12 protein-coding genes are annotated in these 12,618 nt (G+C 33.1%); 8 read left to right on the top strand and 4 right to left on the bottom strand.

Annotated features, from left to right (window positions below):
- Nucleotides 1-23 precede the first annotated feature (23 nt).
- Complete coding sequence (locus tag ACTU6T_RS02025) at nt 24-1,199, top strand: GlmU family protein (protein ID WP_460219594.1); 1,176 nt, start codon at nt 24-26, stop codon at nt 1,197-1,199.
- A 16-nt stretch (nt 1,200-1,215) separates the two neighbouring features.
- Complete coding sequence (locus tag ACTU6T_RS02020) at nt 1,216-2,118, top strand: TolB family protein (protein ID WP_460219593.1); 903 nt, start codon at nt 1,216-1,218, stop codon at nt 2,116-2,118.
- On the opposite strand, the gene ACTU6T_RS02015 is transcribed toward ACTU6T_RS02020, so the two are convergent.
- On the bottom strand, nt 2,108-3,739 hold the full coding sequence (locus tag ACTU6T_RS02015; protein WP_460220734.1) for an ABC transporter substrate-binding protein: 1,632 nt from the start codon (nt 3,737-3,739) through the stop codon (nt 2,108-2,110). The genes ACTU6T_RS02020 and ACTU6T_RS02015 overlap by 11 nt on opposite strands.
- A gap of 97 nt (nt 3,740-3,836) precedes the next feature.
- Here ACTU6T_RS02015 and mtaB point away from each other — a divergent pair, with 97 nt between their 5' ends.
- Nucleotides 3,837-5,162: a tRNA (N(6)-L-threonylcarbamoyladenosine(37)-C(2))-methylthiotransferase MtaB gene (gene mtaB, locus ACTU6T_RS02010; RefSeq protein WP_460219592.1), complete on the top strand. Its 1,326-nt coding sequence runs from the start codon at nt 3,837-3,839 to the stop codon at nt 5,160-5,162.
- A 91-nt stretch (nt 5,163-5,253) separates the two neighbouring features.
- Nucleotides 5,254-5,787, top strand: a complete 534-nt coding sequence (locus tag ACTU6T_RS02005; protein WP_460219591.1) for a DUF5004 domain-containing protein — start codon at nt 5,254-5,256, stop codon at nt 5,785-5,787.
- Between the two features lie 60 nt (nt 5,788-5,847).
- On the opposite strand, the gene ACTU6T_RS02000 is transcribed toward ACTU6T_RS02005, so the two are convergent.
- Nucleotides 5,848-6,144, bottom strand: a complete 297-nt coding sequence (locus ACTU6T_RS02000) for a GNAT family N-acetyltransferase (protein WP_460219590.1) — start codon at nt 6,142-6,144, stop codon at nt 5,848-5,850.
- A 116-nt stretch (nt 6,145-6,260) separates the two neighbouring features.
- On the opposite strand from ACTU6T_RS02000, the gene ACTU6T_RS01995 reads away from it, so the two are divergent.
- A complete protein-coding gene (locus tag ACTU6T_RS01995) occupies nt 6,261-6,929 on the top strand; it encodes an alpha/beta hydrolase (RefSeq protein WP_460219589.1) in 669 nt (222 codons plus the stop codon).
- 40 nt (nt 6,930-6,969) lie between these two features.
- Nucleotides 6,970-7,914 (top strand): lytic transglycosylase domain-containing protein, encoded by a 945-nt coding sequence (locus ACTU6T_RS01990; RefSeq protein ID WP_460219588.1) that lies wholly within the window; start codon nt 6,970-6,972, stop codon nt 7,912-7,914.
- Here the strand turns inward: ACTU6T_RS01990 and ACTU6T_RS01985 are convergent.
- Nucleotides 7,911-8,597 carry a hypothetical protein gene (locus tag ACTU6T_RS01985; protein WP_460219587.1) on the bottom strand — a complete coding sequence of 229 codons (687 nt, stop codon included), beginning with the start codon at nt 8,595-8,597 and terminating at the stop codon, nt 7,911-7,913. The two genes, ACTU6T_RS01990 and ACTU6T_RS01985, sit on opposite strands and share 4 nt — an antisense overlap.
- A 124-nt stretch (nt 8,598-8,721) precedes the next feature.
- Nucleotides 8,722-9,282, bottom strand: a complete 561-nt coding sequence (locus ACTU6T_RS01980) for a DUF2892 domain-containing protein (protein WP_460219586.1) — start codon at nt 9,280-9,282, stop codon at nt 8,722-8,724.
- Nucleotides 9,283-9,443: 161 nt separating this feature from the next.
- Here ACTU6T_RS01980 and rpmH point away from each other — a divergent pair, with 161 nt between their 5' ends.
- On the top strand, nt 9,444-9,605 hold the full coding sequence (gene rpmH / locus ACTU6T_RS01975) for a 50S ribosomal protein L34 (protein WP_033961596.1): 162 nt from the start codon (nt 9,444-9,446) through the stop codon (nt 9,603-9,605).
- A gap of 98 nt (nt 9,606-9,703) precedes the next feature.
- Entirely contained in the window at nt 9,704-12,556 is a 2,853-nt protein-coding gene (gene carB, locus ACTU6T_RS01970) for a carbamoyl-phosphate synthase large subunit (protein WP_460219585.1), read from the top strand.
- Nucleotides 12,557-12,618 lie beyond the last annotated feature (62 nt).

Here is a 12,618-nt window from a genome sequence, read left to right as displayed (position 1 = left end):
TAACACTAAACTAGAATTTCATTATGAATTATATTCTTTTTGATGGTCCATCACGTAATAATTTGTTGCCGTTTACTTTTACAAGGCCAGTTGCAGACATTAGAGTGGGCATTCTCACTATTAGAGAAAAATGGGAAAAACACCTAGGGTTTACTACTACAACACTTACCGAAGAGTATTTGTCTGAAAAATTCCCTATGGTAGAGTTGAATGAAAACATAATGATTAATGCTTCGTACTTGCCAAATTATGAGTTGGTAGCGTTGATTAAGAGCTTGGAAGAGAATCAAGCGATTTTTAAAGGTGAAGATGTGATAGCTTTTTATACAAAAGATACTCAAGAGGATATTGATTTTGAAACTTATGACGCAATAGAATATGATAATCCAATATTGACAATAGAGCATACATGGGATATTTTTTCTAATAACGGAAAAGCTATTGAGGCCGATTTTGAATTGCTAACCCAAGGTCGAAATTCGCAACCAATACCAAGTTCTAATAATGTACTCGCAGCAGAGCATATTTTTATAGAAGAAGGTGCTAAACTAGAGTTTGCAACATTGAATGCTAATTCTGGTCCTATATATATTGGAAAAGATGCCGAAATAATGGAAGGCAGTATTATTAGAGGACCGTTTGCGCTTTGTGATAATGCAACTGTTAAATTAGGAGCCAAAATATATGGTCCTACTACAGTTGGGCCACATAGTAAGGTTGGAGGTGAAGTCAATAACTCTGTGATTTTTGGATATTCTAATAAAGGGCATGATGGCTTTTTAGGAAATTCTGTGCTTGGTGAATGGTGCAATTTAGGAGCAGATACCAACAATTCTAACTTAAAAAATAATTATGCAGAAGTGAGACTTTGGAATTATCAAACGCAAGGGTTTGCTAAAACTGGTTTGCAGTTTTGTGGACTCATGATGGGAGATCATAGTAAATGTGGTATTAATACGATGTTTAATACTGGTACAGTTGTTGGAGTAAGTGCTAATATCTTTGGTAGTGGTTTTCCAAGAAATTTTGTTCCAAGTTTTTCTTGGGGAGGATATTCTGGAGTGACAACATACCTAACCAAGAAGGCTTTTGAGGTTGCGGAAGTGGTTATGAAACGCCGAAATATTGAGTTTTCTGAACTAGATAAAGCAATTTTAGAGCAGGTCTTTGAAGAAACTAAACAATGGAGAAAAAGTTAATCTAAATTATAAAAACATGAAGTTTGTTTGCAGTATTCTATTTGTATTGACAATTAATTTCGGGTTTTCCCAAACCTACACCATTAAAAACATTGGTATTAATGACGATAAGAGCCAGTACGGTGTAGTATTTTATAAAGGTGATAAAGTGTATTATACCTCTTATATGCTAGATAACAGAAATCGAGCCAGACGAGATAAAGATAAGAGACTCATTTTTACCATGTTTGAAGGCGAAAAAACTTCCGATGGGGAAATCATAAATACTAAGCAATTTATCAAATCGGAAGATTTTATATTCAATACATCTAGTGCAGGTTTTAGTCCAGACGGAAAATATATGTATATCACGACTAACTTTATGAAGCGTGGTAAATCATACAAGCGAAAATTGAAATCTATAAATCTTAATATTCAAAGGGGAGAGTATATTGAAGGTAAAGGATGGACTAATTTTGAACCCTTACCATTTTGCTTACCAAAATATAATTATGGTCATGCTGTATTAAGTCCAGATGGATCTACGCTGTATTTCACGTCTAATGCCCATGGTGCTCATGGTCAAACCGATCTATTTAAGGTTAAAATTTTAGGAAATGGAGAGTATGGTGAAGTGGAGAATTTAGGTAAGAAAATCAATTCTCCGCGTAAGGATATGTTCCCATTTGTAAGCAAAGATTGTATCTTGTATTTTTCTTCCGATCGTGTTGGAGGTGTTGGTGGCTTAGATGTGTATAGCTACAATTTAAAAGGAGATCCAGAAACTGAAGAACCTAAATTACTACCTAAACCAATCAATAGTAGAAGTGATGATTTCTGTTATATTATTAATGACGATAAAACAGAAGGATACTTCTCATCCAGACGACCTAGAGGAAAAGGTGAAGATGATATTTATTACTTTACACTTAAGGAGTAGATTTCTTTACACGTTTAAGATCTAGTAGATTAATTGGATTGATTCCTAACCCAGATACATTTTTTCGAGTAAAACGTACAACTTCATCATAAAACAATGGAACTACAGGTGTTGATGTCATCACTAAACTATCCATTTTTGTGTAAAGTGTTTCTCGTTCTTTTATGTCGGTAATTGTAAATGCTTCTTGATACCAGGAGTCAAATTGTTCACTTTTGAAATGTGTGTAATTTGGTCCATTTGGAGCAAAATTCTGGCTTGAATATAAGGATAGATAGTTTTCTGCATCTGGATAATCGGCTACCCAACTTGCTCTAAACATATCTAATTTACCATTAGCTTTGGCATCTTTTAAAGTGGCGGCAGGTACTACGTCTATAGTAACCGTGATTCCAATTTTTTGAAGTTCACGTTGGATATATTCACAAAAACTTAAGTAGTTACCTATAGTCGTAATAGTAATTTTAGGATTTGAAATGCCTGTTTCAGTTTTAAATTGTTGTACCAATTGTTTTGCTCTTTCTGGTTGAAATGTAAAACCTACAGCATCATCATAACCAGGTAAACCTTTAGGGATAAAACCACCATGAGCAGGAATACCAATACCATTTCGCAAATAGGTCATCATTTTTTGCTTATCAAAACCATAGTTAACGGCTTGACGAAGATATCGTGATTGTATTTCAGGAATATCAGAATCCATAAAAAATGCTAAATATTCAGTATTTAGATATGGTCCACGAATCATATTTACCTCATTTATATAATTATCACGAAGGTGTCCTGTTGCTGTTAAGATATCGTCTTTGTAGGAGGCATCTAAACCAGAAACAAAATCAATATTTCCTTGAGCAAATTGTAGAAACTCACTTTGTTTGTCTGGTAAAAAAGTAATGGCTACGGCTTCCAAATATGGTAATGGATTACCATTAGCATCATTTTCAAAATAATGGTTATTTTTTCTAAAGACAAGTTTAAGATTTTCTTCCCAGCGTTTAAATTTAAAAGGGCCAGTGCCTATTGGGTTCGATCTAAAGTCACTTTGATAATGTTCTACAATTTCCTTAGGAACTACAGAACAATATTTCATGGTTAGTAAGCCTAAAAAAGCAGGGAAAGGTTGTTTGAGTTGTACTTGAAATATGGTGTCATTAATGGCTTTAAATTCTGCTACTTTTTTAAGCGTCCATTGTCCAGGAGATGCCACTTTTTTGTCTATAAGTCGATTGAAGCTATATTCAAAATCTTTAGCGGTTACGGTTCTTGTAGAATCGTTTCCAAATAATTCATGTTTATGAAAGGTAACATCGTTTCTTAAGAAAAAGGTATAGTTTAACGCGTCATCAGAAATGCTCCAGCTTTTAGCGATACAAGGTTGAACATTAAGGTCTTCATCCATTTGAACTAAACCATTAAATAGTTGATTAATAGCCCAAATATTGGCATTGTCTTTTGCAAAGGCTGGGTCTAATGAACCAATATTTTTGTGTTCGTTATAACGAAATACCAAATGTTCTTTTTTGGAGTTAGTGTCATTTCCGCAGGAAAACATAAAAAAACAAACTAAAACTCTCAAAATTAGCTTGTAAAATGAATATTTACGATCTGCAGATTTCAGCATATTGCTCATTAATTGTAAATTTGCGCACTTTAAATTAGAAACGAGTAAATATAATTAGATATAATTAGATTTCTGTGCTAATAGAAATTAATGTCACATGAATAAAAAAGTTGCATTTTATACATTGGGTTGTAAACTCAATTTTTCGGAAACATCTACGATAGCTCGTAATTTTTCTTCGGAAGGTTTTGAACGCGTCGACTTTAAAGAGCATGCCGATATTTATGTGATTAATACCTGCTCTGTGACTGAGAATGCAGACAAACGTTTTAAATCTATTGTAAAACAAGCTCAAAAAATTAATCCAGATGCCTTTGTTGCGGCTGTAGGCTGTTATGCGCAATTAAAACCTCAAGAATTAGCAGATGTCGATGGTGTAGATTTGGTACTTGGTGCAACCGAGAAATTCAAGATTACAGATTACCTAAATGACCTTTCTAAAAATGACATGGGAGAAGTCCATAGCTGTGAAATTGAAGATGCCGATTTTTACGTTGGTAGTTATTCTATTGGAGATAGAACACGTGCATTTTTAAAGGTTCAGGATGGCTGTGATTATAAGTGTACCTATTGTACAATTCCGTTGGCTCGAGGTATTTCTAGAAGTGATACTCTGGAAAATGTTTTGGAGAATGCTAAAGCTATTTCAGCTAAAAATATTAAAGAAATCGTGCTCACTGGAGTAAATATTGGCGACTATGGTAAAGGTGAATTTGGTAATAAAAAACATGAACATACCTTTTATGAGTTGGTGCAGGCATTAGATGATGTTGAGGGTATTGAACGTTTACGAATTTCGTCTATAGAGCCTAATTTATTAAAAAATGAGACTATCGATTTTGTATCTCAAAGTAAAACCTTTGTACCCCATTTTCATATTCCGTTACAAAGTGGAAGTAACGAATTACTCAAGTTGATGCGTCGTCGTTACATGAAAGAATTGTATGTAGATCGTGTAGCAAAAATCAAGGAAGTGATGCCTCATGCCTGTATAGGCGTTGATGTGATTGTTGGATTCCCAGGAGAAACAGATGAGTTATTTCTCGAAACGTATAATTTCTTAAATGCCTTAGATATCTCTTATTTGCATGTGTTTACCTATTCAGAAAGGGATAATACCGTAGCTGCGTCTTTGGAAGGTGCAGTACCAAAAAAAGTGAGAGCTAAACGAAGTAAAATGTTGCGTGGTTTATCTGCAAAAAAACGCCGAGCTTTTTACGAAAATCAAATTGGCTCTAAACGAACAGTCTTATTTGAAGGTGAAAATAAAGAAGGTTATATACATGGCTTTACCGAAAATTATGTGAAGGTTAAAGCACCTTGGAATCCTGATTTAGTAAATTCATTACAACATGTTGAACTCACTAATATTGACGACGATGGATTAGTGCGATTTGAGTTTATGGAAACGCAAATTGTCTAAGAATTTTCTTATATTTTTTAGTAAAATTTTAGCATTTCTATTGGTCTCTTTTTTTACATTTGAGCCTTAATCAAAACAACATTATTTTATTATGAAAAAATTCTTTCTTAATCTATTTATTTTATCAGGGTTAGTTTTATCAACAGCATGTTCTAGTGATGATGATGGCGGTGGGTCTGATGGAGATGCTACGGTAACAGGAACTTGGAAACTAACATCGTTACTTACCGAGACGAGTATTGATATCAATAATGATGGTAATGCATCAAACGATCTACTAGTTGAATCAGATTGTTATCAAAACGAAACTATAACGTTTAATGCAGATGGTAGTGGTTCAATTAATACGAATTCATATTTAGAAGTTGAAGCAGAATTGGTTGAAGGATCGACAGACGAATATACCTATAGTATTAACTGCTATATTGAAGACGATGTCTATGCTATGGATTATACGGTAAACGGTAACTCGGTTACAATTATTGATGAAGACATGTTTGGAGTTATTGGTACAGTTAGTGGAAATACAATGACTGTAGTTATCGCAGAAGGTTATGAAATTCTTGGCGATGATTTTGAAGTTATTTTAGAAGAAGATTTAACTTTTATTTATACAAAGCAATAGTATTGCAACATAGTATAAAAAAGAAATCCGAAGCTCAAAGCTTCGGATTTCTTTTTTGATTTATATTCTAATACCAACAGGTAACATTTTTTTATATTTTCTATGCCGTCTAATAAATTTTGCAATTTCTGGGCTTGTAGGCACAACGCTAATATTTCTCTCTGAAATGTTTTCAAATACTAGAGTAAGGAACTCTTCTTCAAAATCATCATTAGAAATACCATCTGGTATGATAAGCTTAGTCAAGAAAATTTTTCGATCTTGGAGCGAGTATTCAATTTTAGCAAGTTCACCGTCTACTTTTAGTTCGAATTGGCGTAAAAAGTCATTGTCTGTTAATTCAGCAGCATCAATCATAATAATTTATATTTAATTCAATGGTCGGTAGGGTAGAACTATACTTTTGCATAGTTTTGTAGTGCAAATTTACGAAAAATATCATAGATATTAAAGCAGAATTAGTTTAAACACTTATGCAACAAGAAATTATACATGTGTATTTAATGCCTGGAATGGCAGCAAACCCTACAATATTCGAACATATAAAACTACCAGAAGATCAATTTGAAATTCATTGGTTAGAATGGTTAATTCCTGTTAAAAATGAATCACTAGAGGTGTATGCTAAACGAATGATAAAACACATAAAGCATGATAATGTTGTCTTATTGGGTGTGTCTTTTGGAGGTGTTTTGGTGCAAGAAATGAGCAAATATATGGATTTGAGAAAGTTGTTCGTAGTATCAAGTGTCAAATCCAAACACGAATTGCCAAAACGTATGAAAGTTATGAAATATACTAAAGCATACAAAATACTACCAACGCAATTGGTGAGCAATATTGATGTTTTAGCAAAGTATGCTTTTGGAGAAACAATTACCAAACGTGTTGAATTATATAAAAAATATTTATCGGTGAGTGATAAGCAATATTTAGATTGGGCCATAGAAAATGTCATCGAATGGAATCAAGAGACGCCCAATAACAAAGCAATTTATATTCATGGAGATAAGGATGCAGTTTTTCCTCACTCGTGTGTTGGAAATTGTATTGTATTAAAAGGTGGATCTCATATCATGATCATCAATAAGTACAAATGGTTTAATGAAAACTTACCTAAACTAATCTTGCAAGACACTTGAAAACAAGTATTTAATTTTATACATTTATAAAAAAAGAATTATGAAGATGATTAAAAATATACTAGCAGCAATTGGTTTAATATGTGTATCTGGCTTATTTATTTTTGCGGTGCAAGCCGAAGAAAAAAGTCCATCAGATAACGAAGTTGTAAAACAATCAAAACTTATTAATGATTATAATGTGTACGCTATATCTGTGCCTGATGATTTAAACTTTGCAGACGAAAGTGTTCCTTTAGAAAATCCTGATATACTTGAAAGAATGGATAGGGAGCTTTTAGTTAATACATATTGGCAATCTAATGGACTGCTTATGTTTAAGCGTGCCGAAAAATACTTTCCAATTATTGAGCCTATCCTAAAAAAGAATGGCGTCCCTGAAGATTTTAAATACCTAGCAGTAATTGAGAGCGGACTTACAAATGCAGTTTCTCCTGCTGGAGCCAGAGGCGTTTGGCAAATTATGAAAACTACAGGTCGTGAAAATGGACTAGAAATTAACGCCAATGTTGATGAAAGATACCATTTAGAGAAGGCTACCGAGGTGGCTTGTAAGTATTTAAAACGAGCGAAGCAAAAATTAGGATCATGGACTTTAGCTGCTGCTGCCTATAATGCTGGTAACGCAGGAGTGTCTAGACGTTTAAAGGAACAAGGGGTAACTAATTATTACGATTTATTATTAGGAGAAGAAACAGGTCGCTATCTTTTTAGAATTGTAGCTCTAAAGGAGATATTGAGTAACCCTAAACAATATGGCTTTAATTTTACGAGTCAAGATTTATATAAAACTATTCCTACATATAAAGTAGAGGTAGATACTGTTGTTACTGATTTTACCAAGTTTGCACAACGCTTTGGAATCAATTATAAAATTTTAAAAATTCACAATCCTTGGTTAAGAGAGCCAAAGCTTAACAATGCTTCAAGAAAAAAATATTATATAGAGATTCCTAAAGAAGGGTATTATTCTGTTAAGCCTTAATGTATTGTAGTAATAATACCTTCGTTGGTCTTTTTGTCTTCAAAAAGAATTAATTTGATTTGTTGGTGTGCAGCTTCAAAAGCTAATTTTGGGTCATCTATACTTAAGTTTACCGTGAATTTTCGGTCAATATTTAGCAGTTGTTTTTCTTCGGAAATAAAAAAACATGTTGGTGCACCAAAAGAATGTTTATAAGGCTTGATAATATGATTAGAATTATTTTCACGCTCATCGATATAAGTTACTGTTACCAAAGAACTAAAATCACTCCCTCTTTGCTTAGCAATGGATTTTGAAGTCCAAAATAATACAACAATATCTATTTGACCTTTGTACATTTTAGACATTCTATTAATGGCTTCAATTTCTTTGTCATCTATCTGTTCCCACGCAGATTTTGTAATCAAAAGAAAAGCATTTTTAATTTTTGAAGTGCGTAAGGTTCCTCCATGTATCTTCTTTAGTTTTAGTTCTGAAATGTAACTAAACTTCAAATGATTGTTCACTAAAGAATCAAACAGAAAATCGGCATAAGCTTTATCATTATTTTGAATGGCTAATTCAGATTTGTTTTTGTACGTTTTCAGATGCTTTGATATTTCATATTCAAAGTAGGTCTTCGGCTCCTGCGGAAATGCCAAAAACACAAATAGAAACGTTATGATGGTTACATACACTCGCATGCCTAAGTTTTATTTTAGACAAAATTAGAGTCGTTTCAATTTTTATTGAAAAATAGTCGTTAAAGCGTGTGAATTAATAGAGTAAACAACAGATGTGTTCAATTAAACCGACGATTGACCATTATTAGCGTCTACGCATGTTACGATTACCATAATGTTGTTTAGGTCCTTGAGATTTTTTCATTCCATCTTTCATCATTTTAATCTGATCACTCAAAATGCCTCTTTTGTCCAGTTTTTGAGCCTCATTTAGCAATTGTTTTGCCTCTATTGGTCGGCGTTTACTAAATGCAATTCCAGCCAGATTTAATTTAGCCATTGCAACATCATGATCCATAGATAAACCTAAGCCTAAAGCCTTTTTGAAGTATTTTTCAGCCTCATTCATATTGCTTTGGGCAACCATGACACCATGTAAATAATTGTAATAGCCTTCTTGCTTTTTTACCAATGCACTAGAAGGATTTTTAATTTTGTTTAACCAATTTTTAGCTCCTTCAAAATCTTGCTTTCTAAGTTTTAAAAAAGCCAATAATATAAATTCATTTTTAAAGTAAAGAAAAATAAAGATGAGAGATAATAATATAAACATGATACCATTTCCAATATAACCTTCGGTAAATTGATAAACAGCATACGCTATAATTAAAACAGCTATTACTAATTTTATATTTTTATTGAACATTTTTTGAAATTAAAATTAAGGCCTCAAAGTTAAGAAAAACAATTGTAAATTTTTTCATTATTACGTTTGTCAAAGTAAAAACTCTTTGTATATTTGCACCCAGTTTTGAGAAAGCTCTCAACGTATTAAAAAAGAAAATTAGATTATAAAAATATAAGACAATGCCAAAAAGAACGTTTCAACCGTCAAAAAGAAAGAGAAGAAACAAACACGGTTTCAGAGAAAGAATGGCTTCTGTTAACGGAAGAAAAGTTTTAGCACGTAGAAGAGCTAAAGGAAGAAAGAAATTGTCTGTATCATCTGAAACAAGACATAAAAAATAATGATTAACAATTGTTAATATTTTAGAGGTGTTACTTAGGTGTAGCACCTTTTTTTGTACCTATATGTTACCTATTTTTGAACACTTAAAAAAACTGACATGCCAAAGAACGACAAATTAAAATCTATTCTTATTATCGGCTCTGGGCCAATAGTTATTGGTCAAGCCTGTGAATTCGACTATTCTGGATCACAAGCGCTTAGGTCGCTTCGTGAAGATGGAATTGAAACGATTCTTATCAATTCTAATCCTGCTACTATAATGACAGATCCAACCATGGCAGACCATGTGTATCTGTTACCATTAACTACCAAATCAATTATAAAAATCTTGAAAGAACACCCTCAAATTGATGCGGTTTTGCCTACAATGGGAGGGCAGACAGCTTTAAATTTATGTATTGAGGCAGACGAAAAAGGTATTTGGGGAGATTTTGATGTTGATATTATAGGAGTAGATATTGATGCCATTAATATTACTGAGGATAGAGAAAAATTTAGAGAATTAATGTTAGAAATAGGTGTTGGCATGGCACCTCAAGCTACAGCAACGTCATTTTTAAAAGGAAAAGAAATAGCCCAAGAGTTTGGCTTTCCTCTGTGTATTAGAGCGTCTTTTACATTAGGTGGAGCTGGAGCTTCAATTGTATACAATGAAGAAGAATTTGATGAATCATTAACGAGAGGGTTAGAAATTTCACCTATCCATGAAGTTATGATTGATAAGGCAATGATGGGATGGAAAGAATACGAATTAGAGCTATTGAGAGATAAAAATGATAATGTTGTTATTATTTGTACCATAGAAAATATGGATCCAATGGGAATCCACACAGGTGATTCTATTACAGTAGCTCCAGCGATGACACTTTCTGATAAAACCTTTCAGAAAATGCGAGATATGGCTATTCATATGATGCGTAGTATTGGAGATTTTGCAGGTGGATGTAATGTGCAGTTTGCTGTAAGTCCAGATGAAGAAGAAGAAATTATTGCCATTGAAATTAACCCACGTGTATCACGTTCATCTGCATTAGCTAGTAAAGCTACCGGATATCCAATTGCAAAAATTGCAGCTAAATTAGCTTTGGGGTATACTCTAGACGAGTTGAATAACCAGATTACGAAATCTACTTCTGCTTTATTTGAGCCAACTTTGGATTATGTTATTGTAAAAATTCCACGTTGGAATTTTGATAAGTTCGAGGGGTCAGATAGACAATTAGGTCTTCAAATGAAAGCTGTTGGAGAAGTAATGGCTATTGGTCGTTCATTTCAAGAAGCATTACATAAAGCTACACAATCATTAGAAATTAAACGTAACGGTCTTGGTGCAGATGGTAAAGGGTATAAAGATTACCAGCAAATTATAGATAAACTGACACACGCAAGCTGGGATCGCGTATTTGCAATTTATGATGCTATTCAAATGGGAATTCCATTGAGTCGAATTCATGAGATTACAAAAATTGATATGTGGTTCTTAAAGCAATATGAAGAACTACATGAGTTGGAAAAAGAGATTTCAACGTATACTATAGACACTATCGAACGTGATTTATTGCTGGAAGCAAAGCAAAAGGGTTATGGAGACCGACAAATTGCGCACATGCTTAAATGCTTGGAAAGTGAAGTCTATAAAAAACGTGAAGATTTCAATATTAATCGTGTTTATAAGCTAGTAGACACTTGTGCTGCAGAATTTAAAGCGCAAACACCATACTATTATTCAACTTTTGAAAATGAAGTTGAAACACAAAGTGGAGAGAAATTCTCTGCAAATGAAAGTATTGTTTCTGATAAAAAGAAAATTATTGTATTAGGATCTGGCCCAAACCGTATCGGTCAAGGTATTGAGTTTGATTATTGCTGTGTTCATGGGGTGTTAGCTGCGTCAGAATGCGGCTATGAAACCATTATGATTAATTGTAACCCGGAAACCGTTTCTACAGATTTTGATATTGCAGATAAACTCTATTTTGAGCCTGTTTTTTGGGAACATATTTATGACATCATTCGTCATGAAAAACCTGAAGGCGTTATTGTACAACTTGGTGGACAAACTGCTTTGAAATTGGCAGAAAAGTTAGATCGCTATGGTATTAAAATTATTGGAACTACATATCAATCTCTTGATTTGGCCGAAGATAGAGGCTTGTTTTCTAATTTGCTGAAAGAAAATAACATTCCATATCCTGAATTTGATACAGCATCTACAGCAGATGAAGCACTTGCTGTTGCAGATAAATTAAATTTCCCAATTTTGGTTAGACCTTCTTATGTCTTAGGAGGACAGGGCATGAAAATTGTGATTAATAAAAAAGAATTAGAAGAACATGTTGTCGATTTGTTACGAAAAATTCCAAATAATAAATTGCTCCTAGATCATTATTTAGATGGTGCCATTGAAGCCGAAGCTGATGCTATATGTGATGGAGAGAATGTATATATTATTGGCATCATGGAACATATTGAACCATGTGGAATTCATTCTGGTGATAGTAATGCGACGTTACCTCCTTTCAATTTGGGAGAGTTTGTGATGCAACAAATTAAGGATCATACTAAGAAAATTGCATTAGCCTTAAATACTGTAGGATTAATTAATATTCAATTTGCAGTTAAAGATGATATGGTTTACATCATTGAAGCAAATCCAAGAGCCTCTAGAACTGTTCCATTTATAGCTAAAGCTTATGGAGAACCTTATGTGAACTATGCAACTAAAGTTATGTTAGGAGATAAAAAAGTAACTGATTTTGATTTTAATCCTAAGTTAGATGGTTTTGCAATAAAACAACCTGTATTTTCATTTAATAAGTTTCCGAATGTGAATAAACAACTGGGGCCAGAAATGAAGAGTACTGGTGAAAGTATTTTGTTTATTGATAGTTTAAAAGATGATGAGTTTTATAATTTATACTCTAGACGAAAAATGTATTTGAGTAAATAAGTTATTTTTTGGTTAATCCTTTTGTTGTAATCCCTTTTTAATTACTATTTTTAGTTTGAAAT

The organism is Psychroserpens citreus, assembly GCF_055686305.1.
The sequence above is the reverse complement of the archived record's forward strand: the minus strand, read 5'-3'. Positions and strand labels throughout refer to the sequence as shown.

Excerpts from the sequence above, each read along its gene's own strand:
- ACTU6T_RS02005 (WP_460219591.1), top strand. The coding sequence starts at position 5,254 with ATGAAAAAATTCTTTCTTAATCTATTTATTTTATCAGGGTTAGTTTTA.
- ACTU6T_RS02025 (WP_460219594.1), top strand. The coding sequence starts at position 24 with ATGAATTATATTCTTTTTGATGGTCCATCACGTAATAATTTGTTGCCG.
- ACTU6T_RS01985 (WP_460219587.1), bottom strand. The coding sequence starts at position 8,597 with ATGCGAGTGTATGTAACCATCATAACGTTTCTATTTGTGTTTTTGGCA.
- ACTU6T_RS01990 (WP_460219588.1), top strand. The coding sequence starts at position 6,970 with ATGAAGATGATTAAAAATATACTAGCAGCAATTGGTTTAATATGTGTA.
- carB (WP_460219585.1), top strand. The coding sequence starts at position 9,704 with ATGCCAAAGAACGACAAATTAAAATCTATTCTTATTATCGGCTCTGGG.
- mtaB (WP_460219592.1), top strand. The coding sequence starts at position 3,837 with ATGAATAAAAAAGTTGCATTTTATACATTGGGTTGTAAACTCAATTTT.
- ACTU6T_RS02000 (WP_460219590.1), bottom strand. The coding sequence starts at position 6,144 with ATGATTGATGCTGCTGAATTAACAGACAATGACTTTTTACGCCAATTC.
- rpmH (WP_033961596.1), top strand. The coding sequence starts at position 9,444 with ATGCCAAAAAGAACGTTTCAACCGTCAAAAAGAAAGAGAAGAAACAAA.
- ACTU6T_RS02015 (WP_460220734.1), bottom strand. The coding sequence starts at position 3,739 with ATGCTGAAATCTGCAGATCGTAAATATTCATTTTACAAGCTAATTTTG.
- ACTU6T_RS02020 (WP_460219593.1), top strand. The coding sequence starts at position 1,216 with ATGAAGTTTGTTTGCAGTATTCTATTTGTATTGACAATTAATTTCGGG.
- ACTU6T_RS01995 (WP_460219589.1), top strand. The coding sequence starts at position 6,261 with ATGCAACAAGAAATTATACATGTGTATTTAATGCCTGGAATGGCAGCA.
- ACTU6T_RS01980 (WP_460219586.1), bottom strand. The coding sequence starts at position 9,282 with ATGTTCAATAAAAATATAAAATTAGTAATAGCTGTTTTAATTATAGCG.